The sequence below is a fragment of the Streptosporangium jomthongense genome (genome assembly GCF_042650425.1).
GTDB lineage: Bacteria > Actinomycetota > Actinomycetes > Streptosporangiales > Streptosporangiaceae > Streptosporangium.
In genome coordinates, this window is sequence record NZ_JBHSBC010000032.1 from 363633 (window position 1) to 389712 (window position 26080).

General features: G+C 71.4%; 24 protein-coding genes and 1 other RNA gene. 11 read left to right on the forward strand and 14 right to left on the reverse strand.

What is annotated here, in order from left to right; genetic code table 11:
* Nucleotides 1-29: 29 nt before the first annotated feature.
* The 8 genes from ACFOYY_RS27215 to ACFOYY_RS27250 all read left to right on the forward strand — a co-directional run bounded on the left by ACFOYY_RS27215 (nt 30) and on the right by ACFOYY_RS27250 (nt 8810).
* Entirely contained in the window at nt 30-737 is a 708-nt protein-coding gene (locus tag ACFOYY_RS27215) for an ATP-binding cassette domain-containing protein (RefSeq protein WP_386193238.1), read from the forward strand.
* Nucleotides 734-2995, forward strand: a complete 2262-nt coding sequence (locus tag ACFOYY_RS27220) for a YhgE/Pip domain-containing protein (protein ID WP_386193241.1) — start codon at nt 734-736, stop codon at nt 2993-2995. Before ACFOYY_RS27215 ends, ACFOYY_RS27220 begins: the two co-directional genes overlap by 4 nt.
* 13 nt (nt 2996-3008) lie before the next feature.
* A complete protein-coding gene (locus ACFOYY_RS27225) occupies nt 3009-3629 on the forward strand; it encodes a TetR/AcrR family transcriptional regulator (RefSeq protein WP_352009794.1) in 621 nt (206 codons plus the stop codon).
* 124 nt (nt 3630-3753) lie between these two features.
* Complete coding sequence (locus ACFOYY_RS27230; protein WP_362772303.1) at nt 3754-5583, forward strand: substrate-binding and VWA domain-containing protein; 1830 nt, start codon at nt 3754-3756, stop codon at nt 5581-5583.
* Nucleotides 5583-6332 (forward strand): hypothetical protein, encoded by a 750-nt coding sequence (locus ACFOYY_RS27235; RefSeq protein WP_386193245.1) that lies wholly within the window; start codon nt 5583-5585, stop codon nt 6330-6332. Before ACFOYY_RS27230 ends, ACFOYY_RS27235 begins: the two co-directional genes overlap by 1 nt.
* Before the next feature lie 16 nt (nt 6333-6348).
* Complete coding sequence (locus tag ACFOYY_RS27240) at nt 6349-7113, forward strand: PspA/IM30 family protein (RefSeq protein WP_386193248.1); 765 nt, start codon at nt 6349-6351, stop codon at nt 7111-7113.
* A 72-nt stretch (nt 7114-7185) separates the two neighbouring features.
* Nucleotides 7186-8064: a LysR family transcriptional regulator gene (locus tag ACFOYY_RS27245; RefSeq protein WP_386193251.1), complete on the forward strand. Its 879-nt coding sequence runs from the start codon at nt 7186-7188 to the stop codon at nt 8062-8064.
* Between the two features lie 95 nt (nt 8065-8159).
* Entirely contained in the window at nt 8160-8810 is a 651-nt protein-coding gene (locus ACFOYY_RS27250; protein ID WP_386193253.1) for a LysE family translocator, read from the forward strand.
* An 11-nt stretch (nt 8811-8821) separates the two neighbouring features.
* On the opposite strand, the gene ACFOYY_RS27255 is transcribed toward ACFOYY_RS27250, so the two are convergent.
* From ACFOYY_RS27255 to ACFOYY_RS27265, 3 genes are all read right to left on the reverse strand, one after another.
* Nucleotides 8822-9097, reverse strand: coding sequence for a hypothetical protein (locus ACFOYY_RS27255; RefSeq protein ID WP_362910032.1), 276 nt, complete (start codon nt 9095-9097; stop codon nt 8822-8824).
* Nucleotides 9090-9446: a DUF1622 domain-containing protein gene (locus ACFOYY_RS27260; protein WP_386193256.1), complete on the reverse strand. Its 357-nt coding sequence runs from the start codon at nt 9444-9446 to the stop codon at nt 9090-9092. Before ACFOYY_RS27260 ends, ACFOYY_RS27255 begins: the two co-directional genes overlap by 8 nt.
* A gap of 124 nt (nt 9447-9570) precedes the next feature.
* Nucleotides 9571-11058, reverse strand: a complete 1488-nt coding sequence (locus tag ACFOYY_RS27265; RefSeq protein ID WP_386193258.1) for an FAD-dependent monooxygenase — start codon at nt 11056-11058, stop codon at nt 9571-9573.
* A gap of 89 nt (nt 11059-11147) precedes the next feature.
* Between ACFOYY_RS27265 and ACFOYY_RS27270 the strand changes: the two genes are divergently transcribed.
* Nucleotides 11148-11795, forward strand: a complete 648-nt coding sequence (locus ACFOYY_RS27270; protein ID WP_386193261.1) for a TetR/AcrR family transcriptional regulator C-terminal domain-containing protein — start codon at nt 11148-11150, stop codon at nt 11793-11795.
* On the opposite strand, the gene ACFOYY_RS27275 is transcribed toward ACFOYY_RS27270, so the two are convergent.
* From ACFOYY_RS27275 to ACFOYY_RS27295, 5 genes are all read right to left on the reverse strand, one after another.
* Entirely contained in the window at nt 11792-12535 is a 744-nt protein-coding gene (locus tag ACFOYY_RS27275; RefSeq protein WP_362772324.1) for an SDR family NAD(P)-dependent oxidoreductase, read from the reverse strand. The genes ACFOYY_RS27270 and ACFOYY_RS27275 overlap by 4 nt on opposite strands.
* Nucleotides 12536-12563: 28 nt before the next feature.
* Nucleotides 12564-13889: an FAD-binding oxidoreductase gene (locus ACFOYY_RS27280; RefSeq protein WP_386193265.1), complete on the reverse strand. Its 1326-nt coding sequence runs from the start codon at nt 13887-13889 to the stop codon at nt 12564-12566.
* Nucleotides 13886-14851 (reverse strand): decaprenyl-phosphate phosphoribosyltransferase, encoded by a 966-nt coding sequence (locus ACFOYY_RS27285; RefSeq protein ID WP_386193268.1) that lies wholly within the window; start codon nt 14849-14851, stop codon nt 13886-13888. The genes ACFOYY_RS27280 and ACFOYY_RS27285 overlap by 4 nt, the downstream gene beginning before the upstream one ends.
* A 154-nt stretch (nt 14852-15005) precedes the next feature.
* Nucleotides 15006-17339, reverse strand: a complete 2334-nt coding sequence (locus ACFOYY_RS27290; RefSeq protein ID WP_386193270.1) for an acyl-CoA dehydrogenase — start codon at nt 17337-17339, stop codon at nt 15006-15008.
* A 56-nt stretch (nt 17340-17395) separates the two neighbouring features.
* On the reverse strand, nt 17396-18646 hold the full coding sequence (locus ACFOYY_RS27295) for a hypothetical protein (protein ID WP_386193273.1): 1251 nt from the start codon (nt 18644-18646) through the stop codon (nt 17396-17398).
* Nucleotides 18647-18784: 138 nt separating this feature from the next.
* On the opposite strand from ACFOYY_RS27295, the gene ACFOYY_RS27300 reads away from it, so the two are divergent.
* Nucleotides 18785-19921, forward strand: coding sequence for a S1C family serine protease (locus tag ACFOYY_RS27300; RefSeq protein WP_352009809.1), 1137 nt, complete (start codon nt 18785-18787; stop codon nt 19919-19921).
* 9 nt (nt 19922-19930) lie between these two features.
* Here the strand turns inward: ACFOYY_RS27300 and ACFOYY_RS27305 are convergent, their stop codons facing one another.
* The 6 genes from ACFOYY_RS27305 to ftsE all read right to left on the reverse strand — a co-directional run bounded on the left by ACFOYY_RS27305 (nt 19931) and on the right by ftsE (nt 25637).
* Nucleotides 19931-20764 carry an isocitrate lyase/PEP mutase family protein gene (locus tag ACFOYY_RS27305; RefSeq protein ID WP_386193277.1) on the reverse strand — a complete coding sequence of 278 codons (834 nt, stop codon included), beginning with the start codon at nt 20762-20764 and terminating at the stop codon, nt 19931-19933.
* Nucleotides 20765-20912: 148 nt separating this feature from the next.
* Nucleotides 20913-21297: a transfer-messenger RNA gene (gene ssrA, locus ACFOYY_RS27310) on the reverse strand.
* A gap of 271 nt (nt 21298-21568) precedes the next feature.
* Nucleotides 21569-23452: a penicillin-binding transpeptidase domain-containing protein gene (locus ACFOYY_RS27315; protein WP_362772338.1), complete on the reverse strand. Its 1884-nt coding sequence runs from the start codon at nt 23450-23452 to the stop codon at nt 21569-21571.
* A 2-nt stretch (nt 23453-23454) separates the two neighbouring features.
* A complete protein-coding gene (gene smpB / locus ACFOYY_RS27320) occupies nt 23455-23922 on the reverse strand; it encodes an SsrA-binding protein SmpB (RefSeq protein ID WP_352009812.1) in 468 nt (155 codons plus the stop codon).
* A gap of 80 nt (nt 23923-24002) precedes the next feature.
* Nucleotides 24003-24911 (reverse strand): permease-like cell division protein FtsX, encoded by a 909-nt coding sequence (ftsX, locus tag ACFOYY_RS27325; RefSeq protein ID WP_352009813.1) that lies wholly within the window; start codon nt 24909-24911, stop codon nt 24003-24005.
* A gap of 36 nt (nt 24912-24947) precedes the next feature.
* Nucleotides 24948-25637 carry a cell division ATP-binding protein FtsE gene (ftsE, locus tag ACFOYY_RS27330; protein WP_184713049.1) on the reverse strand — a complete coding sequence of 230 codons (690 nt, stop codon included), beginning with the start codon at nt 25635-25637 and terminating at the stop codon, nt 24948-24950.
* A 235-nt stretch (nt 25638-25872) separates the two neighbouring features.
* Between ftsE and ACFOYY_RS27335 the strand changes: the two genes are divergently transcribed.
* A complete protein-coding gene (locus ACFOYY_RS27335; protein WP_352009814.1) occupies nt 25873-26061 on the forward strand; it encodes a hypothetical protein in 189 nt (62 codons plus the stop codon).
* Nucleotides 26062-26080 lie beyond the last annotated feature (19 nt).

Here is a 26080-nt window from a genome sequence, read left to right on the forward strand (position 1 = left end):
GACTGGTCAGTTTGAAACGTGGAGGCGAGATGTTCACCGGGGTGGCGGTGCGCGCCGACGACCTTTCCCTCAGGGGCGGGCACGGCTGGGTCTACCGCGAGGTCACCGCCGAGGCCGCCCCCGGCGCGCTCACGGCCGTCGCCGGGCAGGCGGGCAGCGGGCGTACCAGCCTCCTGCTGACCCTGGCCGGCCGGATGAAACCCACCGCGGGCACACTCACGGTCGCCGGAAGGCACACGCCCAGGACCATCAGGCGGGTGGCCGCGCTCGGCCTGGTCGACGGGGTCAACGACCTGGATCCCGCGCTGTCGGTCGCCGAGCACCTGCGTGAGCGGGCACGGGGTCCTCTGGGGTCACGGCGCGGCGGCCGGCAGGAGACACGGGCGGGCGTCGCGCTCGAACTGGCCGGCCTCGAACGCTCCCCCGGTGACAGGACCCTGGTGCGCGCCCTGGACCGCGAACAGCGTGTACGGCTCGGCCTCGCCCTCGCCCTGCTCGACGAACCGGGACTGCTCGTCCTCGACAACGTGGACACCGGGCTCGACGCGGTACGGCGCGCGGCGCTCTGGGCGACACTCACCGAACTGGCCGCGCTGGGGCTGACCGTCTTCGCCGCGTGCACCGAACCCCCCGAGCCCCCGCAGGCCGGTGGAACCCTCGAAACCACCACGACCCCCGGGGCCGCCAAGGCGCGCCCGGTTGGGACGCTGCGCCTGCCGGGCCAGGAGGAACGATGAGATCACTTCGGCTGGGCGACCTGGAGCTACGGCGTTTCACCCGGTCACGGCTGACCAGGGCGGCACTGGCAGGGGTCGTGATGCTGCCGCTGCTGTACGCCGGGCTGTACCTGTGGTCGTTCTGGGACCCGCAGGGCAACCTCGGTGACATCCCGGTCGCGCTGGTCGTCGAGGACCGGCCCGCGACCGTGGACGGGAAGACGGTCGACGCGGGCCGGGAGCTGGCCGACAGGCTGCGTGAGCGCGAGGTCTTCGACTGGCACACGACCGACGCGCGGCAGGCTCTGGACGGCGTCAACGACGGCCGTTTCTACCTGTCGCTGACCATCCCCGCCGACTTCAGCGCCAGGCTCGCCTCCCCCTCAGGGGAGGGCGCGCCCACCCCGGCCGAGCTGGGCGTGCGGGTGGACACCGGCCGCAGCTACGTCATGCGCACGATCTCCGACGCGGTGTTCGCCGAGGTCAGGGAGTCCGCGGGCCGTACGGCGCTGAAGGACTACTGGGACCGGGTCTTCGTCTCCTTCGGAGAGCTGCACGAGGCGACGGCCAAGGCCGCCGACGGCGCGGGCGAGCTGCGCGACGGCGCGGCCAAGGCGGGCGAGGGCGCCTCCGCCCTGGACACCGGTCTCGACAAGGCCAAGGACGGCACCGGCAGGCTCGTCACCGGCCTGAGCGGCGCGAACGCGGCGACCGGCAAGCTCTCCTCGGGGGCGGCCGAACTTGCGGGCGGGCTGGGCAGGGCACGCGACGGCGCTCGTGAGCTCGGCCGGGGCCTGGACAGGCTCGGCGACGGCGCGAAACGGGTCGCGGCGGGCAACGCCAAGGTCCACCGGCAGGTCCGCGCCCAGATCGCGGCGCTCGACAGGGCGGCAGGCGAGCTGACCAGGCTGCTCGACGCCAACGGCGCGCGGCTGCGGTCCCTGGCCCAGGCCGTCGAGCGGGACGCGGCTCTGCTCGCGGACGGCTCGGGCGGGTCGGGCGGGCGGGTCTCCGGCCAGGCCGCGCAGCAGGCACGACGGCTGCAGAACTGGATCGCCGCCAACCCTGAGGCCGACTCCGCGCTGCGCGGCATCGCCGACCGGCTCTCCGCCTCGACCCAGGCGGGCGAGCCCTCGGGCCCCGCACGTGACGGACAGGCCGCGGCCAGGCTGCGGCGGGACGCGCGGCGCGTCTCCGAACTCGCGGGCCGCGCCGCCGAGATCGCCCCCTCTGCGGGCGCCCGCCTCGAACGGGCCAGGAAGGCCGTGAAACAGCTGGAGGCGGGCCTCGGCGAACTGGCCGCGGGCTCGGCCAAGGTCAGCGCCGGACTCGGCAAGGCGGGTACGGCAGGTGGCCGGCTCGCCTCCGGCCTGACGAGGCTCGGCACCGGAGCCGACCGCCTCAGCCAGGGCCTGTCCCGGCTCGACGGCGGCATCGTCAGGCTGAGCGACGGCGCGACCAGGGTGGACAGCGGCGTCGGCAGGCTGAGCCGGGGCGCCGGAGAGCTGAGCGACGGCCTCGGCAAGCTGGCCGACGGGTCGAAGGAGCTGAGCGACAAACTCGGCGAGGGCGCGGCCCGCATCCCCGACTACGACGGGGACGAGCGCGCGCGGCGCGCCGACATGATGAGCGAACCGGTCAGGCTGGCCAGCCAGGTCCTCAACCGGGTGCCGAACTACGGCACCGGCTTCGCGCCCTTCTTCGTCCCGCTGGCACTGTGGGTCGGCGCGATGGTGAGCTACATGGTGCTGCGCCCGCTCAACCCGCGCCTGCTCGCCGGTACGGCTCCCGCCTGGCGGATCGCCCTCGCGGGCTGGCTTCCCGGGGTCGCCCTGGGCACGGCGCAGGTCGGCGTGCTGCTGGCCGTGATCAGGTTCGGGCTCGGCATGGAGGCCGCGCACTGGGCCGGGGTCGTGGGCGTCCTGCTGCTGACCACGGCGGCGTTCCTGGCGATCGTGCAGGCGGTCAACGCCCTGCTCGGGCCACCGGGACGGGTCGCGGTGCTGGCGCTGCTGATGCTCCAGCTCACCTCGGCCGCGGGAACCTACCCCATCGAGACCTCACCGGGTTTCTTCAGGGCGATCTCGCCGTGGCTGCCGATGAGCTGGGTGGTCAGCGCGCTGCGCAGGCTGATCAGCGGCGGTGACCTGACCGTCGCCTGGCAGGCCTGCGGGGTGCTGGCCCTGTTCACCGTCCTGGGCCTGGCCCTGAGCGTCTACGCGGTGCACCGGGGCCGTACCTGGACCATGCGCCGCCTGCACCCGGAGCTGGCGCTGTGACTACGGTTGGCGCATGACGAGACAGCGGGCCGCGGGCGGGGAGGACGGCCGCAGGGCCGCGACACGGCTTCGGCTGTTCGGCGCGGCGGTCGAGGTGATCGCCGAGGACGGCTACGCGGCGGCGACCGTCGAGGCGATCGCCGAACGGGCCGGGGTGGCCAAGGGCACGGTCTTCTACAACTTCGGCAGCAAGGACGGGCTCTTCACCGCCCTGCTCGAACACGGCATCCGGCAACTGGCGGAGACGATGACCCGGGCGGCCCAGGCCCAGGAGAGCCCGCTGGAGGCGCTGGACGCGGTGATCATGGCGCAGCTGCGCTTCTTCGAGGAGTACGCGGCCTTCGCCCGGGTGCTGCTGACCGAGATGTGGCGTACGGCCTGGCAGGAGACGATCGCCACGCTCAGGCGGGAGGTGCTGGGCGTCTACGCGGACACGCTGCGCGAGGCGGTCATCCGGGGAACGGTCCGCGCTGACCTGGACGTGGAGACCGCGGCGACCGCGCTGTTCGGCATGGTCCTGACCACCTCGATCGAGCGCAGGGCGCTGCATCCCACCCGCCCGGTCGAACAGTTGCACGCCACCCTCGTCGACCTCGTCCACGGACGGGTAGCCGATCACCTCTTGTCCGAGTAAAACGGTTCTTCCTACGATCGTCTGACGATGCACCGGCTCTTCGCCCTTGATCGCGGATCACGGTTCCCGCCGGGGCGGTGGCGAACTCCGCGTCGGACAGACACCACCATCCTCAGGAGGCCGGGTGCAGCAGCCGCAGCGACGACGCAGGAACGTCGCCCCGTTCGTCATCGCGATCCTCGTCGCCGGCAGTCTGATCGTCGGCCTGCGGCTGTTCATCGGAGCCCGGGACGACGAGGGCGGCGGAGGCGGCGAATCCCGGAAGGGCACCGAAACCGCGGCGGCCTGCGACGGCGAGGGGATACGGCTGACCGTGGCCGCCTCCCTTGAGAAGGCCGAGCTGCTGAGGAAGATGGCGGCCGGCTACAGCGGCAGGAAGGTCGGCGGCCGGTGCGCCGAGATCGCCGTGACCAGGTCGAGCGGCGGCCTGATCCAGGCGCTCGCCAGAGGCTGGGACGAGGGACGGGACGGCCCGCGCCCCGACGTCTGGTCTCCGGCGAGCAGCAGCTGGATCGCCCTGCTCAGGCAGCGCGCCGCCGCGGCGGACACCGCCTCCCCCGTCGCCGACGACAACCCGTCGATCGCCAAGACGCCGCTGGTCATCGCGATGCCCAAGCCGATGGCCGAGGCGCTCGGCTGGCCGGGCAAGAAACTCGGCTGGTCCGACCTGCTCGAACTGTCGAAGAGCTCGTGGGCCAAGTACGGCCATCCCGAGTGGGGCGCCTTCCGGCTGGGCAAGACCAACCCCAACTTCTCGACCAGTGGCCTGAACGCCACCATCGGCACCTACTTCGCGGCCACCGGCCTGTCGGGCGACCTGTCCGAGCACAACGTGGCCGACCCCGCGGCGCGGGAGTTCGTGCGGGGGGTCGAGCACTCGATCGTGCACTACGGCGACACGACGCTGACGTTCCTGTCGAACCTGCAGCGGGCCGACGACGCCGGGACCGGCCTGAGCTACATCTCCGCCGTGGCCGTCGAGGAGAAGTCCGTCTGGGACTACAACGAGGGCAACCCGACCGGCGACCCCACGACGCTCGGCGAGCACGGCAAACCCAAGGTGCCGCTGGTCGCGATCTACCCCAAGGAGGGCACCCTCTACTCGGACAACCCGTACGCGGTGCTGACCACGCCGTGGGTGGACGACGCCAAGCGCGCCGTGGCCGCCGACTTCCTGGCCTACCTCCAGGCGGCGCCGCAGCAGAAGCAGTTCACCGACCACGCCTTCAGGTCGCACGACGGCAAGCCCGGCGGGCTCATCACCCAGGCGAACGGGCTGCTGCCCGCCGAACCGGGGAACACGCTCAGCCCGCCCGCTCCCAACGTGCTCGACAAGGTGCTGTCCAGCTGGGCCGAGTTGCGCAAGCCCGCCAACGTGCTCATGGTGATCGACGTCTCCGGCTCGATGGGCGCCCAGGTGCCCGGCACGGGCAGGAGCAAGCTCGAACTCGCCAAGCAGGCGGCCGTCAACGCGCTGCCCCAGTTCGGGCCGCACGACCAGGTCGGCCTGTGGATGTTCTCGACCGAGCGGGACGGCGCCAAGGACCATCTGGAGCTGGCCCCGATGGCGACCGTCGACGACGCCCAGCGCAAGCGGCTGCGGGCCAGGCTCGGCGGGCTGACCCCGGACGGCGGGACCGGCCTGTACGACACGGCGATGGCCGCCTACCAGCACGTGCGCGGGCGGCACAGCGGTGACGCGATCAACGCGGTCGTCTTCCTCACCGACGGCAGGAACGAGGACAACAACAGTCTCTCCTTGGACAAACTGCTGGCCGGGCTGCGCACCGAGCCGTCCGGGGAGTCGGTGCGGATGTTCACCATCGCCTACGGCCAGGACGCCGACCTCGGCGTGCTCAGGCAGATCTCCCAGATGACGAACGCCGCCGCCTACGACTCCAGGGAGCCGGGGAGCATCGACCAGGTGTTCACCGCGGTGGTGTCCAACTTCTGATGTCCCGGCTCGGTGAGGAACTACGCGACCCGTGGGGGCTGCTGCTCGGTGTGACCGCGGCGGGCGCCGCCTGGGCCGTGAACGTGCCCCCGGCGGCCGCCGTTTTCGTCGGGGCCGCCGTCTGGCTGACCAAGGTGGGCAGCGCCGTCCTGCAGGGCCGGGGCGGCGGCCGTACGGCGACCGTCACCTCGGGCAGCCAGGAGGAGCGGTGGCTGCGGCGGGCGGAGGAGGCGACGCGGAGCTTCGACGAACTGGGCGCCTCGATGGGGGACGGCCCGCTGGCCGGGCGGGTCGCGCTGATGCGTCCCCAGGTGGACGACGCGATGGCCGCCCTGCGGCGGCTGGCCCAGCAGGCGTCGCTGGCCTGTGCCGCGCTGGACAGGTTCGACCTCGACCAGCTCATGCGGGAGCGCCTCCGGCTGACCGGCGCCAGGGAGCAGGCCAGGAAGGAGGTCGTCGAGGACATCGACCGCGCGCTCTCCTCGCTGGCCACCCAGCTTGAGGTGGTCGACCGGCTCGCGGAGACCAGGGACCGGGCGCTCGCCCGGATGGAGTCGAGCACGATCAGCATCGAGGGGCTCCTGGCGCGGGTGGTCGAGCTGGCGGCGACGTCGGCCACCGGGGTCCTGGACCCGGCACGGGTGCTCGACGAGCTGGCCGCCGGGCTCGAAGGGGTCCGCGTGGGCCTGCGTGAAACCGAACAGATCACTCGCGACGCGCTGGACCGGCAGCCCCCTCCGGAGCGGTAATCGGTAAGGAGTCCCCATGTTCGCACTCGTCCGCAGGGCCTGGCGCTATCTCGTCTTCGCCCTGTCCGGCAGGCTCTCCGAGCTGTCCGACCCCCGGGTCCAGATCGAGCAGGCCGTACAGGAGGCAAGGGAACGGCACCGGGTGCTGACCCAGCGGGCGGCCTCGGTCATCGGCAACGAGCACGAACTTGAGCTGCGGCTCACCCGCGCGACGGAGGAGACGGACCGTCTCCAGGAGAACGCCCGCCAGGCGGTCCTGCTGGCCGAGGGGTCCAGGGCCGCGGGGGAGGAGGCCAAGGCCCGTTCCTACGAGGAGTCGGCCCGCGCCTTCGCCTCCCGGCTCGTCGCCGCTGAGGACTCGCTGCGGGACACCCGGCTCATGTACGAGCGCGCGCGGCAGGCCTCCGACCAGGCCCGCGCGGCCGTCGACACCAACGCCGCCGCCCTGCAGCGCACGCTCGCCGAACGGATGCGCCTGCTGTCGCAGCTCGACCAGGCCGAGATGCAGGAACAGCTCAACAGGGCCATGGGTGAGCTGTCCGGGCTCGGCCCCGCCGGGGAGACCCCGACCCTCGGGGAGGTCAGGGAGAGGATCGACAAACGGTACGCCCGTGCCCTCGGTGAGGCGGAGCTGACCACGGGCTCCGTCGAGGCCAGGATGCTGGAGGTCGAGCGCGCCACCCTCGACGTCGAGGGCGCCGCCCGCCTTGAGGACATCAGGCGCGGTCTCGGCCTCGGCCGGGAGGAGGGGCCGGAGGATCAGCCGACCGGCAGGTCATAGGCACGGCATGGCCGTACCAATGCATAACGTCCAGTGCCTGTCTTTCCGCTGATTCATCGATAACTTTGATACATGCTCGACGTCGTACGGCTTCGTGTCCTGGCCGCCGTCGCACGGCACGGCTCGGTGACCGCCGCCGCCAGGGAACTGCACTACTCCCAGCCCTCCGTCAGCCACCATCTCGCCCGGCTCGAAGCCGAGACCGGGGCCAAACTGATCCAGCGGGCGGGCCGGGGCATCCGGCTCACCGAGGCGGGGCGCCTGCTGGCCGAACGGGCCGCCGAGATCGTCGGCCGCATCGACTCCGCCGCCGCCGAGCTCTCCGCGCATGTCGGCCTGCGCGCGGGCCGGGTCAGGCTGGCCGCCTTCCCCGCGGCGCTCGGCACGTTCGTGCCCGGGGCGGTCTCGCGGCTCGCCAGGGAGCATCCGGGACTCGAACTGCGCCTGACCGAGACCGAACCGCACGAGGCGCTGCGGATGCTCCGCGCCGGCCACGTGGACGTGGCGGTCGTCTTCCACCACTCCGGCACCGGCGCCGAGGCCGAGGGCGTCCGGCTGACCCACCTGATGGACGACCCCGGCTACCTGGTCACCTCGGGTGTGCCCGGCGACCTGTCCGCGCACCGGGACTCCCCGTGGATCGGGGGTTGCGACCGGTGCCGCGGCCCCCTGCTGCGGTTGTGCGCGCGTGCGGGCTTCGCTCCGGACATCTCCTTCACCACCGACGACGTCGTCGCCGCCCAGGCCCTCGTGGCCGCCGGGATGGGGGTGACGCTCCTGCCGGGCCTGGCCCTGCGCGCGCACCGCAACCCGGGGGTCAACGCGGTGGAGGTGCCCGGCTCGACCCGGCACATCCACGCCGCCACGTACGGCGAGCCGCCCCCTCCCCCGGCGACGGCCGCCCTGCTGACCGCCCTGACCGCCGCGGCCCGCGCGACCGACGTCCCCTGAGGCGGAGCCGTACGGTTCCGGCTGCGGCTCCGGGCGGGGCCGTACGGTGGAAAAACCTGAGGCGAACGGCCAGGTCACCCTTCTACGATCCGGATATGCCGGACCTGACGACGCTCGCTCTCTTCGCCGCCGCGACCCTCGCCCTGCTGCTCGTGCCGGGCCCCGCGGTCCTGTACATCGTGACCCGCAGCGTCGCCCAGGGCCGTACCGCGGGCATGTTGTCGGTGATGGGCATCCACCTGGGCTCCGTGGTCCACGTCGTCGCCGCCGCCCTGGGCATCAGCGCGCTGCTGGCCGCCTCCGCGACCGCGTTCACCGTGGTGAAGTACCTGGGCGCGGCCTACCTGGCCTGGCTCGGCGTCCGCAAGCTGATGGCGGCCCGCACCGAGGGCGACGCCCCCGCCGAGCTCGGGACCGCCTCCAGGTCGCGGCTGTTCTGGGAGGGCTTCGTGGTCAACGTGCTGAACCCGAAGACCGCGATCTTCTTCCTGGCCTTCCTCCCGCACTTCACCGACCCCGCGCGGGGCCCGATCGCGCCGCAGATCGTGGTGCTCGGCCTGATCTGGATCGTGCTGGGCCTCACGAGCGACGGGGCCTTCGCCCTGCTCTCCTCCGCGCTGGCCGGGCGCCTGCGCGGCTCCGCCCGTGCCCGGCGCCGCCTGAACGTCACCAGCGGCGTCGTCTATCTCGGTCTGGGAGCCGTCGCGGCGTTCACCGGCGAGAGCGCCCAGGCCGCCAGGGCCTGAGCGCGGGTCTCTCAACGGGTCTCTGCGGGCGTTCGCCGCCGAGGCGGTCGCGGCCGGGTCAGGAAGCCCGCCACGACGACCTTGCGGACGACCACCGTGAGCGCCGCCAGGGCGATCGCCGTCCACGTCTGGGCCCGCGAAAGGCGCAACAGACCCGCCGCGACGAGGAAGTCGAGCAGCACCGCCATCGCGCCCCCGGGTCCGCCGCCACGCGCCAGCACGGCGAACGAGGCGGCCAGTCCCATGGTGACGATCAGGACGACGGCTGTCCCGAGGAGGTCAGCCATCGCCGATCATGCTCCTCTCCCGATCGATCTCCCTGCTCAGGAAGAAGTTCAGCGCGGTCCTGATCGTCGCGATCGCCGCCAGTTGCCCGATCTGGGCGAAGCTCGGTGAGACAGCCGTCCGCAGCACGTCACCGGCCAGCTGGAACTCCAGCCCCAGCGCGAGGAATCTGCCCAGGAACAGCCGGACGGTGACGAACCCGTCGCCGTCCCCGCGCACGGCGGCCAGCAGGAACCGCGCGAAGGCCGTGACCGCCCCGGCGAAGATGACGATCGCGCCCGCCGCCTCGACGAGACGGACGAGCAGGTTGACGACCTCCCCGAGGCTCTCCTCCGGCAGGAGATCAGGCATGTGGTGCTGGTACCCGCTGACCCGCGGGCCAAGCGACCCCGCCCCCGGGCGACCTCAGCGGGCGGGCCTCAGCGGGCCGGGCCTCAGGGGCGGGCCTCAGCGGGCCGGGCCTCAGGGGCGGGCCTCAGCGGGCCGGGCCGAACCAGGTGGTGAGGGCGGCGCGCAGAGCAGCCTTCTCACCTTCGGAGGAGGCCCCGGCGACCCAGGCGACGTGGCCGTCCGGGCGCACGAGCAACGCCCGGGGGGCGGGAACCTCCCCGGCGCCCGGCACGGTCCACACCCGCTCCGCGCAGCCCGCCTCGACCAGGTCGACCCGGCCGTCCCATCCCTTGACGACCTCCCCCGCCTCCCCTGCCTGCCCGAGATCGAGCAGCACCGGCCTGGCCGTGTGCAGCAGGCCGTACAGCCTGACCGGGCCGTCCGGGGTCAGCAGGTCGAGGTCGGGGACCCGGCGGCCGAGCAGCGGGTGGTCCCCGCCCAGCGGATACCGGACGTCCAGCGCGGTGATCATGCCGCTGAGCAGCCGGTTCACCTCGTCCACCTCGATGAGGCGGCCGAACGTCTCGCGCAGCGCGGTCATCTGCTCTCCGGGGCGCCCCAGCACCGTCTGCGCCCGTGTGTTGCGCAGCACCTCCTCGGCGACCGGGTGCCGTTCGGCGTGGTAGCTGTCCAGCAGTTCCTCCGGCGCGGTGCCGTCGACCACCAGGGCGAGCTTCCAGCCGAGGTTGAACGCGTCCTGCACGCCCGTGTTCAGCCCCTGGCCGCCCGCGGGGAAGTGGATGTGCGCCGCGTCCCCGGCGAGCAGCACCCGGCCCTCGCGGTAGCGCTCGGCCTGCCGGGCGGCGTCGCCGTATCGGGAGACCCAGCGGGGATCGTGCATGCCGTAGTCGGTCCCGGCGATCCTGACCAGCGTCTCCCGCAGCGTCTCGAAGGTCACCGGGGCGTCCCGGTCGGCCACGTGGTCGTACTCGTTGGTCATCACCCGGTACCAGTCCTGGTCGAAGGGCAGCACCGTGAAGGAGCCGTGCTCCCTGCGCTCCTGGAAGATCACCTCCTTGGGCGGGTCGGCGAGCGACACGTCGCCGAGCAGCGCGGTCATCGTCGCCGGGGTTCCGGGGAAGCCGATCCCGGCGAGCTTGCGGACCGTGCTGCGCCCGCCGTCGCAGCCGACCAGGTAGGACGCGCGCAGCCTGCCGCCGCCTTCGGTCTCGACCTCGACGCCGGTCGCGTCCTGGCGCAGGTCCGTCACCCCGGACGACCAGCGCACCCGCACACCGAGCTGGGCGGCGCGCTCCTCAAGCAGCCGTTCGATGGTCGTCTGCAGGACCATGAGCAGGAAGGGATACCTGGTCGCGAGGCCGCTGAAGTCCAGTGGCAGCGCGGAGAAGTGCCCCGCCTGCAGTCGCCGTCCGACGTCGAGGAAACCGCCGAGAAGGCCCCGCTGGTCGAGAACCTCCATGGTGCGCGCGTGGATGCCCCCCGCCCGTGACTCCCGGCCGCGCTCGGCGAGCCGGTCGAGCACGACGACCTCGACGCCCGCCAGCCTCAGCTCGCACGCGAGCATCAGCCCGGTCGGCCCGCCGCCCACGACCACCACGTCCGTCTTCTCCATGATCGCCCCCCTTAACGCCGTTAAATTTAACTGCGTTAAGGATTAATTGAACGATGTTAAGCTGTCAAGGGCACAGGACGGAGAACGGGATGAAGATCACTGCCGAGGAGATCGCGCGGACCTCACTGCGACTCCTCAACGAGGTCGGCCTCGACGGGCTCACCATGCGCCTGGTGGCCAGGGAGCTCGGCGTGCAGGCCCCCGCCCTCTACTGGCACGTCAAGAACAAGCAGGAGCTGCTCGACGTCATGACCGGGATCGTGTTCGCCGAGAGCACCGTGGGGCTTGAGCTGCCCGGACGCGGCACCCCCTGGGACGAGTGGCTCGCCGACAGGTTCCGGCTGCTGCGCCGTACGATGCTGTGCTACCGCGACGGAGCGCGGATGATGGCGGGCACCCATGTCACCGACCCGACCATCTTCCGGACCACCGAACTGGCCCTGCGGACCCTGGGGGACGCGGGCTTCCCCCTCGACGTGGCCGCCCGCTCCCTGCCCACGCTCCTGCACTACACGATCGGCTTCACCATCGAGGAGCAGGCCCGCACCGGCGAGGCGTACGGCGAGGCGGGCAACCCCTACCAGGAAGGACTGCTGGCCGCCTCCCTCGACCCCGGGCGTTTCCCCCTCACCCTGCGGGCCCTCCACCACCTCTTCGACGACGACGGGGACGCGAGCTTCGAGTACGGCCTGCGGATCATCCTCGACGGCATGCGCGCCCTCCTGAAGGAGGACTAACGGGGCATCCTCCGCCACACGGCGCGAGGCAGGACACGCATCACCGCGAACATCGCGCGCAGCGCGCCGGGCACCCACACCACCTCGGCGCCGGAGCGCAGCCCGGCGACCACCGCGTCGGCGACCTGGCCGGGGGTCGAGGACAGCGGCGCCGGGGACATGCCCTTGGTCATCCTGCCGATCACGAAGCCCGGCCGGACGACCATCACCCGGGCGCCCGAGCCGTGCAGCGCGTCACCCAGCCCCTGGGCGAAGCCGTCCAGGCCCGCCTTGGCCGAGCCGTACACGAAGTTGGCCCTGCGCACCCGGATTCCCGCGACCGACGACAGGACGACCAGCGTGCCGTGGCCCTGCTCGCGCAGCCGCCGGGCCGCGAAGAGCCCCGCGGAGACGTGCCCGCCGTAGTTGACGGCGACCGCCCGCGCGGCGGCCACCGGGTCGGCGTCGTAGACCTCCTGGCTGCCCAGCACCCCGAAGGCGGGGATGATCACGTCGAGGTCGCCGACCAGCTTCACCGCGGCCTCGATCACCTCCCCGTGCGTCTCCGGCGCCGAGGCGTCGAACTCAAGCAGGTGCACCTCGGCGGTGCCGATCGCCGGGGGCGTCCCACCGGGGTCCCGCGAGGCCAGCACGACCTTGCGGGCACCGTCGCGGACCAGCCGTTGGACGATCTCCAGACCGATCTCGCTGCGCCCGCCGAGCAGCAGCACGGTGTCCACCGAGCCCAGGGCGTTCTTCATCGGACGAGCCTCCCACAACCTGTCGTCTTCACAGCCCGAGTCTCCTGGCCAGGTCGGAGCGGAAGACCCCGGCGGGGTCGGCCTCCTCGCGGATCTTGCGCCACTCGTCGAGCCTGGGGTACATCGCGGCCAGGGACCGCGCCGACATGCGGGAGTCCTTGGCCAGGTAGAGCCGTCCGCCCGCCTCCATGACCCACCCGTCGAACTCCCGCAGCAGCCGGGCGAGACCCGCGCGGCCCGCCGGGATGTCCAGGGCGAGGGTCCAGCCGGGCATCGGGAACGACAGCATCCCCGGCGTGCCGGGACCGAACCGCTTGAGCACGGTCAGGAAGGACACCACGCCCTCGGCCGAGAGCCTGGAGACGATCCGCCGCAGCGTCGCCTCCTCGCCGAAGGGCACCACGAACTGGTACTGGACGAAACCGTTCGACCCGTAGACCCGGTTCCAGCCCTCGACGAAGTCCAACGGGTGGAAGAACGGCCCGATCTCCTGGATCAGCCCCGTCGCCGGACGCGACTTCCGGTACCAGGCCTCGTTGAAGGCCCGCACGGTCAGCGGGTTGAGCATGCCGTTCGGCGCCCACGGCGGTGCCTTCAGCCGCGTCCTCGGCGCGAAGGCCAGCGGCTCGGTCCCCCTGGGCAGCTCGGCGCGGCTCGCGTGGTCGCCCCGGGTGAGCACGCTGCGGCCCATCCTGGCCCCCGAGGCGAGCAGGTCGATCCAGGCGACCGTGTAGCGGTAACGGTCGTCGGTCGCGGTCATCGTCTCAAGCGTGTGCTCCAGGTCACGGGTGCGTTCGACGTCCACCCGGACCCGCGAGGTCTCGATCGGCACACATTGGAAGACCGCCTCGACGATCACCCCGGTGAGCCCCATCCCGCCGACCGTCGCCCAGAACAGCTCGTCGGCCGGTGTCACCGTACGGCTGCCGCCGTCCGCGGCGACCAGCGTCAGGGAGCGCACGTGGGCGCCGAAGGAGGAGTCCACGTGGTGGTTCTTGCCGTGCACGTCCGCCGCGACGGCCCCGCCGACCGTCACGTGCCTGGTGCCCGGTGTGACGGGGACGAACCAGCCCTTGGGCACCAGGGCCGTCATCAGGTCGTGCAGGCTGAGCCCGGCGCCCGCGGTGACCAGCCCGGTGGACTCGTCGAGGGACCACGAGGTCAGCGAGGTGCAGTCGAGGACGAGTCCTCCGGCGTTCTGCGCGGCGTCGCCGTAGGCCCGGCCGAGTCCTCTGGGGGCGACGCCCCGGTCCGAGGCCCGCCGTACGAGGTCGGCGACCTCCTGCGGTGAACGAGGCCTGGCCACTCGCGCGACGGTCGGCGCGGTACGGCCCCAGCCGGTCAGCAGGGTCATGTGAGGTAGATCCCGATCAGGAGCGGAAGAAGGAGAAGGGCGACGAAGAGCTGGGTGGGCCGGTCACGCAGGGCGAGTTCCTCGGGCTCCTCGCCGACGCCCCGGTCGACCAGCAGGTTGTGCCGCAGGACGATCAGCACGAAGGGGACGATGCTGATCGGGTAGAAGGGCCCCGAGTGCTCGTTCAGCGCCCACAGGCAGTAGGTCACGATCATGGCTCCCGAGGCCATCATCCTGACCCCGGCCAGATAGCCGGGCGTGTAGGCGGCCAGGATGGCCCGGGTCGCGTTGCCGGTCTCGTTGCCCATCGCGGCGCGCAGCTCGGTCTCGCGCTTGCCCGCGACGAGCTGCAGCGAGCCGAGCGAGATGACCACGAGGAACCAGCTCGTCACCGGCACCTGTACGGCGATCGCCCCGGCGAAGGCCCGGATGACGTGGCATCCCGCGACCGCGACGAGGTCGACCACCTCCTGGTGCTTGAGGTAGTAGGTGTAGGAGAAGGTCAGCGACAGGTAGCCCGCCACGACGAGCGGCAGCCGCCAGCCACCGGACAGCGCGGCGATCGCGGGGGCCAGCAGCACGAACGCGGTCCCGACCGCCCAGGCGAGCCGTATCGGGACCAGGCCCGCGGCGATCGGGCGGTGGCGTTTGCGCGGGTGGCGGCGGTCCGCCTCGACGTCGGAGGCGTCGTTGAGCAGGTAGGCCCCGCTGGCCGCGACGCAGAAGGCGGCGAAGGCGATCAGCGCGTCCAGCATTCCCTGCACGGTGAACAGCACACCCGCCGCGGCGGGGGCCGCGAAGATCAGGCCGTTCTTGAGCCACTGGCGGGGCCGACAGGCGCGCAGGAGGGCGACCGGCGAGAACCTCCGCACCGGCTCGACGTCCACGGGTGGCTCAGGCTCGGCCTGCGGCGGTCCGAGCACCGTCTCATCGCTCGTCGCCTCACGGCTGGAACCGCTCATCGCTTCACGACTGGGACGGGGCCCGAAGGAGGCGTGGGGGGAATTGTCACCTTGGGCATGGTGATCTGATTCTTGCCTTCCTGTGGCGTCGTCCACAAGGTCATTGACGATGGGAAAAGTCATCCAGGCCGAAACCGTACAGTAGCGGCGCGAATCACCTGCCGGGTTCCGGGTCGCGGGGCAGGCCGAGCAGCCGTTCACCGATGATGTTCAGCTGGACCTCGGTGGTACCACCGTAGATCGTCATGGCCCGGGTAGCCAGGATGGCGCGGTTCCAGTGGCCCGCGTCGCCGAGCGTACGGTCGGCGGCGGTCACCGCCGCGGAGCCCAGCAGGCCGACCGCGCACTCGGCGACGTGCTGGGCGTGTGAGGTGGACAGCAGCTTGCGGACCGAGGCGTCGCCGCCGGGTTCGGCGCCGCTCAGCTGCCGCAGCGTCACCCGCAGGCCGAGCGCGTCGATCGAGTGGCCCTCGCAGAGCACCTCCGCCAGGTCCTGGCGTTCGACGGCGGTCAGCTCGCGGCCGAGCCTGCCCACGAACCCGAGCAGGTCGCGGATCGAGGAGCCGGTGCCGCCCGTCCCCGAGGAGAGCAGGACCCGCTCGTTGGACAGAGTGTTGCGGGCGACCCGCCAGCCGTCGCCGACCTGGCCGACGACCAGCTCGTCGGGGACGAAGACGTCGTCGAGGAAGACCTGGTTGAACATGCTCTCCCCGGTCATCTCGGTCAGCGGCCTGACCGTGACGCCCGGGGTCTTCATGTCCACCAGGAAGTAGGTGATGCCCTCGTGCTTGGAGCCGGTCGAGGAGGTGCGGGCGAGGCAGATGGCCCATTCGGCGATGTGCGCGATCGAGGTCCAGACCTTCTGGCCGTTGAGCCGCCAGCCTCCCTCAACCCGTTCCGCCCTCGTCTGGAGGGAGGCCAGGTCGGAGCCCGCGCCCGGCTCCGAGAACAGCTGGCACCAGACCGTCTCCCCGCTGAGGGTGCGGGGCAGGAAGCGTTCCTGCTGCTCGGCGGTGCCGTAGGCGACGATCGACGGCACGACCCACGCGCCGATGATCATCTGGGGTGGCCTGACCCGGGCCGCCCGCAGCTCCTGGAGGATGAGCACCTGTTCGAGGGGGGTGGCCTCGCGCCCCCACGGCCTGGGCAGGTGCGGCATGACGTAACCGGCCTCGGCCAGCGCCCGCCGCTGCCGCCGGCCTTCGAGCCCGGCGAACCCGGCGACCTCGGCGCGGACGCGTTCACGGAGCCCGGCGGCCTCCTCGGGCAGGTCGATCTCCATCTGCGGGCGCACGCCGTCCAGCGCCAGCCCGGCGACCTTGTCGGCCCACCCGGCGGAGGGACCGAGCAGCGCGCGCAGGCTCAGCGCGCGGCGGTAGTAGAGGTGGACGTCGTGCTCGTAGGTGTAGCCGATGCCGCCGAAGATCTGGATCGCGTCCCTGGCGCACCCGACGGCGGCGTCCGGCGCGACCACCCCGGCGACCGCGGCGGCGTAGGCCGCCTCCCTGACGGCCTCCCCGGTCGCCCGCGCGGCATCGTCCTCTTCAAGGGTCCGTACGGCCGTGCCCTCCCCGGCCTCCTGTGCGATGTCACCCCCGGCCGTCCGTGCGACGCCGTCCTCCTCGGCGGTCCGCGCGGCCCGGACGGCGTCCCACACGGTCGCGCGGGCCTGTTCGAGCGCGACGAGCATCCGGGCCGCCTTGTGCTTGACCCCCTGGAACTGCCCGATGGGACGGCCGAACTGCACGCGGCCCCTGGCGTACTCGGAGGCGGCGCGCACGCACCAGGCGGCCACGCCCGCGGCCTCGGCCCCGAGCAGGATCGCCGCCAGGTCGTGGACGCGCTCCGAGCTCAGGCCGTCGAGGACCCGCCCCGGCGGCACCTCGACCGACTCGGCCTCGACCCTGGCCACTCCCCGGGTGAGGTCCAGCGCCTGGATCGGTGTCACGGTCACCGTTGAGGCGTCCACCACGACCCACACCCGCTCCTGCCGCGTGGCGACGGGGAGCACCAGGACGTCGGCGAGGGTGCCACCCAGGACCGGTTCGACGACGCCGCCGACGGTCAGTGTGCCGTCCTCGCCGCGGGTGCCCGTCAGGGAACCGGCCGGAGGGCGGGTCAGCGCGACCGCGCCGGTCAGCGTGCCGTCGGCGAGCCCGGGGAGCAGTTCGGCACGGGCCTTGCCGTCCGAGGCCAGGATCACCGCGCTCGCCAGGACGGTCGGCAGGAGGGGGCCGGGGGCGACCCGCTCCCCCAGCGCCTCGACGGCCACGGCCGTCTCCAGCAGGCCGTATCCGCTGCCGCCGTACTCCTCGGGAAGGTGGAGGCCGAGGAGCCCCTGGGCGGCGAGGCTCGTCCAGAACGCCGGACGGGTCTCCTGCGGGGCCTGCACGGCGGCCCGCAGGACCTCGGGCGGGATGTTCCGCGCCGCCCAGCCGATCACCGAATCGCGAAGCTCCCGGTGCTCCTCCCCCAACCCGATCGCCATGACAGAGCCTCCAGACAGGGTTCAGTGACAGAAGCAGATTCTAGAATGTGTTTCCGTCAGAGCGCCCGGGCACTTGCCACCAACGGCGCGATATCAGCCCAGAGTTCCTTGCGGGTGTCCGGAACGGTGACGAAGAGGATGGCCGGTTTGCGGCGGCCGATGTCCAGCAGCGTGAGCGCCGCCTGCGAGGTGTGCCGCTTGCCCTTCACCGTGTAGGTCACCCGGTAGCCGAGCGTCCATCCCTTGCCCGTGGCCGGTTTCTGCGACGCCGTCCAGGCCACCTTGGCGCCCGCCGGATAGTGGTTGGCGACCGTCCACCTCACCGCGCCGGCCGCCGCCTTGCGGAACTCGGCGTCGGTCTTCAGGTCTGCCTGGGGAGAGGCGCCGGGGAGCAGGCCCGAGACGACCATCGTGCCCGGCTGCCGTGCCGTACCGACCTGCTGGCCCGCGGAGAAGGAGGGAATGTCGGCCACCTGCCACGGCTTGCCCAGCTTGGCGTAGGTGATCGCCGCCCTGCTGTCGGTGACCGCGCCGAGCACCGGGCTCGGCGTGCCGGGCAGCGCCCGCAACTTCGTCGTCGGGGGCAGGCCGGGCAGGGCGACCGCGGACGGTGACGGTGCGGGCGAGACGACGGCGGCTCCCGATCCGGCCCCGCTGCCCGACTGGTCGATCCTGTGGGGCCTGTCGCCGGAGAACAGCATGAAGATCAGGAAGACCGCCAGGGCCGTGACGAGCGCGGCGCCGACGCTGTAGACGAACCGGACGGGGATGTCCCCGATCCGGGTCAGCAGGCCCTCCTTGCGCCGCTTCGCCGGGGGCGCGAAAAGCGCAGGCGGCGGGCCGGGCACGAGGGACGGCGTCGGCCTGACCGCGGGTTCCTCGGCCGGAGCGGGCGTCCAGACGGGCTTCGAGGGGGAGTCTCCGGCCGCGTTCCTGGCCGCGGCCTCCCAGGCCCAGACCCCGGACAGGCCGCCGGAGGGCGACTCGGCCGGCTCCGGCGCCTCGGGGGCGTGCTCCCTCTCGTCCGTTTCGAGCCCGGGAAAGCCCGCCATGGGGAAGAGCCAGACGGACTCCTGCTCCTCGGCCGCCTCAGGCTCCGGCTCGGGAGACGGCTCAGCGGGCAGCTCGGGCCTGGGGACCAGCACGGTCTCCTCGCCGTCGCCGATGGGGAACCGGCGCGGCACCCGAGGGTTGATCAGCGTGCCGTCCTCGGCGCGGATGGCGGGAATGGGCGCCGTGGGCGCGTCGTAGGACGGGATGTATCCATCGTGAGGGCCCCCGGAGGAGTCGCCGCCAACATCCGCCATGAGCGCCAGGCTATGCCACCTCACCTGATGGACGAAACGCATACCATCACGCTTCGGCCACGAGACACCGGGGAAGGGGCCGGTCCGTCGCTCCCCGTCAAGAGCATCTTCCGCGCTGAGCTGGGAAGATACTCCCGCATGCAGGGATGGAGTTCACGGGCCGCGCTGTCCGTCGCCGTCGTCATGACGCTCGCGGGATGCGGTCAGAGCGCGAGACCACCGGCGGCGGGCCCCGAGCCCTCACAACCGGGCACGACGGTCGCCACGCCACCGCGGGCCTCGGCGGACGGCGCCTCCCCCGGCGCCCCCATCGGCCCACCGCCGGGCGGCTCCCCTGTCGGACCCGAGGCCCTGGAGACCAAGTACGAGCAGGTCATCGCCACGGTGCTGCCGTCCATCGTGCAGATCACCACGAAGAGCGGCCTCGGCTCCGGTGTCATCTACGACACACAGGGACACATCATCACCAACGCCCACGTCATCGGACGTTCCACAACCTTCGAGGTGACACTGGCCAGCGGCGGCAAACCCCGCGCCGCACGGCTCGTCAAGGCGTACGGGCTCGGCGACCTGGCCGTGATCAAGGTTGACGACCCCACGGGGCTGAAGCCCGCCAGGTTCGGCGATTCGAGCAAGCTCCGGGTCGGGCAGCTCGTCCTCGCCATGGGCAACCCCCTGGGCCTGTCCGGCAGCGTCACCAACGGCATCATCTCGGCGCTCGGCCGTACGGTCAGCGAACCGCAGGAGGAGGGCGGCCCCGGGGCGACGATCACCGGGGCCGTCCAGACCTCCGCCGCGATCAACCCCGGCAACAGCGGCGGCGCCCTGGTGAACCTCTCCAACGAGGTCATCGGCATCCCGACCCTGACGGCCGTCAACCCGGAGCTCGGCGGCGGTCAGGCCCCCGGCATCGGGTTCGCGATCCCCTCGAACACCGCGACCGACATCGCCAACCAGATCATCAGGCACGGCAAGGTCACCAACACCCACCGGGCGGCCCTCGGGATCACCGTGCAGACGGTGATCGGCTCCGACGGCAGGCCCGCGGGTGTCGGCGTCGTACGAGTCGCCCCCGGCGGCAGCGGCGCGAAGGCGGGCATCAGGCGTGGCGACGTGATCCTGTCGATCAACGGCGCCCCCACCCTGGACACCCAGGCCCTGGCCGAGGCCATGGCGGGCCTCAACCCCGGCGACCGCGCCCAGGTCCAGCTCCTGCGCGCCGACGCGTCGAGGGCGACGGTCACCGTGACGCTGGGCCAGCTGCCGAGCGACTGACCGGCCCTCTCAGCCGCCCAGGATCGCGTTGAGCCTGCCGTAATCCAGGGCGCCCTCAAGAGGCGTGTAGGTGCCCGAGGCGAGGACCTCCCGGGTGGCCTCCCAGATCACGGCGTAGGCGGCTCCCACGATCGAGGAGCCCAGGCTGACCCGGGCGACACCGAGCTCGGCCAGCTCGGCGACCGTGGGGGCCCCGGGCCCCACCAGGATGTTCAACGGAGCCGCCACGGCCCCTGTGAGCGCGGCGACGGTCTCCGGATCGACGACCCCGGGCACGAAGACGCCGCTGGCCCCGGCCGCGAGATAGGCCTCGGCGCGCTCGACCGCCGCCTCGAACCGCTCCTGCGGCGTCTCGCCGACCTGACGCAGGTAGACGTCGGTCCGCGCGTTGACGTAGAGGGGGATCCCCGCCTCCTCGGCCGCCCGCCTGGCGGCGGCCAGCCGCTCGCACTGCTCCTCGACGGGACGCAGCGGCGTGTCCCCGCCGTGCAGGGCGTCCTCGATGTTGACTCCGACGGCACCGGCCGCGATCACCCGCCCGACCGTCTCGGCGACCCCCTCCGGGGTGTCCGCGAAGCCGCTCTCGATGTCGGCGGTGACGGGCAGGTCGACGGCGGCGGCGATCCTGGCGATCAGGTCGATCGCACGGTCACGGTCGAGCCGGTCACCGTCGGGGGCGCCGAGACTCCAGGCGACCCCGGCGCTGGTCGTCGCGACCGCCCCGGCCCCGGCCTCCTCCACGAGACGCGCGCCGGCGACGTCCCAGACGTTGGCGAGCACCAGCGGCGTGCCGCCCCGGTGCAACGAGTGGAACAGCTCTGCTCTCTCACGAAGGGTCGTCATGGCGAACAGTAAACCAGTTCGATCCTCTTCCAGGAGGGGAAAACCCGTTCGAGTCGCGACTTCGGAAAAACGCCGAGGGCGGCCGCGCGGACTCGGGTCCGTGCGACCGCCCTCAGACGATCTGCTCCGTGCGCGGGGCACGGAACGGGGGTGGAGGTGGCGGGAATCGAACCCGCGTCCTTCAACTCCAAGACAGGGCTTCTCCGGGTGCAGCCTGCTTTGCTTTTCTCAGCCCCGGCGATCACACAGGCAAGACGCCGACGGGCTCAGCCACTGTTTGGTTTCCCGATCTTCCCCGTGGCCGGGTCGATCGGTTGAGCCTCCTAGCGATGCCGGATCCGGGCCGGAGGCGCTCCCGGGCCGGCAGAAGTCACTCGCTGCTTAGGCGGCGAGCGCCAGGCGAGCCTGGCTGACTTCGGAGTGCGTCTTATTGGCACTTGTTGGTTGCGGTCACAGTGTTAACGAGGTTATGTCCGCAGTCCTCGACCCGCTTCTCCTGGCTTGCAAAGCCAAAGTCGAAACCAGTCACCCCCCTGTTGAATTGTCAACCCGGTCCTGGGACCGAGGATCCGAAGATACCCGGTACAACACCGGTAACGCCAACTCGATTCCCGGTGAACGGCTCGTTCCCCGGCGACCGGCGGGGCCGGCCGGTCATGACGGGACCGAGGCCTCCCCCGAGACGAGGCCCCGGTCCCATCGAGGCGACCGGGTCCGCAACCCCCCAAGCGGTGCCCGGTCATCTGGGAAGACGCAGGCCGGGCACCCGATGGTTGCTCAGGGCGAGGAGAAAATCTCAGACCGTCACGACTCGGTGTGCAACTTCTGGAAGAAACGGCCCGCGACGGTCGCCCCCGCGGTCGAGTCGGCGCTCTCCATCAGCACGGCCACCGCGATGTCGCCCTGCCAGCCGACGAACCAGGCCAGCGGCTTACGGCTCTGCGTGGCGGCGGCCGTGACACCGTGCACCGGGTCGCCCGGCGCCGCGGCGGACCTGGCGGAGCCCGCGACCACTCCCGACCGCATGAGGGTGCGGAGCGTGGCGATGGCCTTGTCGTCGATCTTGATCGGACTCGGCGGTTTCGGCGGTTCCGCCTCCGCCGCGGGGTCCGGGCTGTGCGGGTCGGTGACCAGGACCGGCGGACGCCAGGTGCCCGAGGCGACCGCCCCGGCGACCAGGGCCATGGACAGCGGGCTGACCAGCACGTTCTGCCCGGCGATGGCCCTGGCGGTGGCCGCGTCCGTACGCAGGGGGCCGACCGAGCCGCTGAAGGACTTCAGCGGCAGTGTCCACGGCGACTCGATGCCGAACCTGGCGGCGCTGGCCGTCAGCTCGGCGCCGTCGATCCTGCGGGCCAGCGCGGTCAGCGCGGTCACGCACCCGCTGGCGAAGTCACCCTGGATGCTCGGCGCCGTCCCGCCCGGCGGGTCCGCCTGGTGGAAACGGGCGCCGCCGACACTGCGTTCCACGGGGCAGGCGAGCCGCTGCTTGGTGCTGATCCCCGCCTTGAGCAGCCCCTCGACCGTCATGATCGAGAACGTGGTGCCCGCGGGGAACCTGCCCGCCAGGGCGTCCTTCTCCTGGTTGTACTCCTTGGTGCTGCCGACCGCGCGGATCTCACCGGTCGAGGCCTGGACCGCCACCAGCATGCCGGGGGTGCCGCCGAAGAGCGCGGCGTCGGCCGCCTTCTGGGCCGGGCCGTCGAGCGTGGTGCGCACCGGCGAGGTCGAGCGGCTGGGCCGCCACTTGCGCAGCTCGGCCACCTGCTGGTTCGTCTTCAGGTCGACCGTGATGACCCGTGTCTCCGTCGAACCGGTCAGGTGCTCCTGGTAGGCCTTCTGCAGCCCGGTCCTGCCGACGGTGTCGCCCGCCCGCTGCGGACCGCCGAGCTGCTGCTCGGTCTCCGGGGTCACCGCGGTGACGGTGCCGACGATCTGGGCGGGCGAGTCGGGGGCGACCGGCTGCTTCTGCGGCGAGACGACGATGCCGGGAACGGCCGCCAGCTTGTCGCTGAGCTGGGCGTACTTGGCGCGTCCGAAGGTCACCAGCGGCACCTGGACATTGGGCCTGGCCGACCTGATCCGGCTCAGCAGCCGGTCCTGGGGGAAGCCGGTGATCTTCGAAAGCTGCTCGCAGACCGCCACCGGATCCTTCAGCGACGCCGGAACGACGTTCGCCACGTACAGCGTGGCCTCCTGCTGGAGCGGGTCGCCGTTGCGGTCGAGGATCGGCTTACGCCCCTCGGGGATGACGTCGACCGCGAAGCGCTGCCCCTCGTGCAGGTCGGGATGGAGCACGCTGGGCGACCAGCGCACCTTCCAGCGGCCGTCCACCAGGTGCAGGGGGAGCTTTCCTGTGTACTGCCACAGGGGGTTGTTCTCCCCCAGGTCGACCTCCGCGTCGAAGTCGGCCTCCGTCTCGTCCCCCGTACGGCGCATGCCCTTGACCTTGAAACGGAAGGACGCGGCGTCAAGCTGGACCTTGGCGTTCTCCAGGGCCTTGCTGACCGTCCGCTCGTCCCCGTCGGTACGCCTGGCCGCCGCGACGTAGTCGCCCGTCTGCCAGCCGACCAGGAAGTCACGCACCGCCTCGTGGGCCGAAGGCTCCTCGAAGCAGGCCGACAGCATGGGGACCGTCACCGCCAGCGTCAGTGCCGCGGCGACGGTCCGCCGAGCCTTCCCCGTCACAATTACCTGTTCCTGTGCCTGAGAGCGCGAGCCATCTCACGCTTGGCCTGCTTCTCCGCGAGGGTCTGCCGCTTGTCCCAGTCCTTCTTACCCTTGGCGAGGCCGATCTCGATCTTGGCCTTGCCGTCCTTGAAGTAGATCGCGAGCGGGATCAGCGTCAGGCCGCTCTCCTTGGTCTTCGCGACCAGCTTGTCGATCTCCTTGCGGTGGAGCAGAAGCTTACGGGTGCGACGCGCCGCGTGGTTGGTCCACGTCCCCATGGTGTATTCGGGGATGTGGACGTTGATCAGCCAAGCCTCGCCGTCCTTGAGGAGGGCGTATCCGTCGAGCAGAGAGGCCCTGCCCAGGCGGAGTGACTTGACCTCGGTGCCCTGGAGCACGAGACCAGCCTCGTAGGTTTCCTCGATGTGGTAGTCGTGCCAGGCACGCTTGTTCTGGGCGATGACCTTCCGCCCGGTCTCACGTGGCATGCCCCCGAGCCTACCGGGGACCGGGACGGCCGGCCGCGTCCCGAGGCGGGAGCGCGCCCGGCGGGCGCGCTCCCGGGCGCTCACACCCGCAGGTAGCGGCGGAGCGTGACGAACGAGGCGAGCACACAGATGAGCACGCCGATGACCATCGTGAGGCTGATCGTCGAGGCGACGGTCTCCCACGTGAGCGGGCTGGTGTTGGCCAGGTAGATCTGCACGCCGTCGAAGAGGAACACCTTGCTGACGATCAGCATCACCGCGGCGACCACACCTCCGATCAGGCCCGCGATGACCCCCTCCATGACGAAGGGAAGCTGGATGTAGAGGTTCGAGGCGCCGACGAGCCGCATGATGCCGGTCTCACGTCTGCGGTTGTACGCCGACAGACGCACCGTGTTGCCGATCAGCAGGGTGGCCGCGAAGACCAGGACGATGGCCACGACCAGGGCGGCCCAGCGCAGCCTCTCCAGCAGCCCGAAGAACTTGTCCAGGATCTCCTGCTGGTTGACCACGTAGGAGACGCCGCCCGCGCCCTTGACCTGCTCGATGACGGCCGGGTAGTCGGCGGGGTTCTTGAGCTTCACCCTGAACGACTCGGGCATGTCAGACACCTGCAGCACCGAGAGCAGGACGTTGTTGTCCTTGTACTGCTCGCGGAAGTTCGCGTAGGCCTGGGCCGCGTTCTCGAACTCCACCCGTTCGACCTGGGGCATGGACTCGATCTGCGCCTTGAGGGCGGCCTGCTCCTGGGCGTTGACGCCACCGCTGCCCTTGCACTGCGGGAAGGCGTCGTTCTTCTTGCACAGGAAGACAGAGATCTCGACCTTGTCCACCCAGAAGTCACGCATGGTGGAGATCTGAGAGTTGATCATCAAGCCGACGCCCAGCAACGCCATGCCGATCGCCACGGTCACGATGACCGCGATCGTCATCGTGAGGTTGCGGCGGAGGCCGATCCAGACCTCGGAGAAGATGAAGTTTGCCCGCATGCTCTTCCTGTCGCTTCGCTTCCTTGAGGTCCTGGGTCAGTACGCCTGGCCGTACACGCCACGCGACTGGTCACGGACGATCTTGCCGTCCTCCAGTTCCACTACGCGCTTGCGCATGGAGTCGACGATGGCGGCGTCGTGCGTGGCCATGACGACGGTGGTACCGGTCCTGTTGATCCGGTCGAGCACCTTCATGATGCCGATGCTGGTCGCCGGGTCGATGTTTCCCGTCGGCTCGTCGGCCAGCAGGATCATAGGGCGGTTGACGAAGGCACGGGCCATGGCGACCCGCTGCTGCTCGCCACCGGACAGCTCGTCGGGCATCCGGTGGGCCTTGCCCTCAAGGCCGACCAGTTCGACGACCTCGGGCACGACCTTGCGGATGAACCGGCGTGGCTTGCCGATGACCTCCAGGGCGAACGCCACGTTCTCGTAGACGTTCTTGTTCGGCAGCAGCCGGAAGTCCTGGAAGACGCAGCCGATACGGCGGCGCAGGTGGGGGATCTTGAAGTTGGACAGTCGGGCGAGGTCCTTGCCGGCCACGTGGATCGCCCCGGAGTCGGGACGCTCCTCCTTCAGGACCAGGCGGAGGAAGGTCGACTTCCCGGACCCCGAGGGGCCGACGAGGAACACGAACTCGCCCTTGTCGACATCGACGCTGACGTGGTCCAACGCGGGCCGCTTCTGGTTCGCGTAGACCTTGGTGACATTATCAAAATGGATCACGGGCGCATCACGGCATGCCAGTCTAGGGGTTAGGACAGTCGCGGTGGTGGCAGAGGTTCACTTCCGCCTCTCGCCGGCCGGGGGGCGCCGCTCTTTGCTAACGATCGACGTTCCGGTTGGCCGGAGCCCAGTCTAGGGGGAAGACTGGCATGGAACGTCCATAACGGAAACAAAACGATTCGGCGCCCGGTAACGACCACATAAAGTAGTTCTGACCTAGGAGACGGAGGCTCTCATGAGCTGTGAAGACCTCGTCTGCGCCCGATGCGCCCACCCTGTGGCGGAGGGCCGCTGCGCCCAGTGCCGCGCCTACCGCGACCGGATGCACCACGGCTTCGGCGGGCTGACGCCCGCCACGGTCGCGCTGCTGTTGATCGTGCTGTTCTTCCTCACCGTGGCCCTGCGGCACCTGGCGGGCCTGTGACGGCCCGCCACCGGGCGGG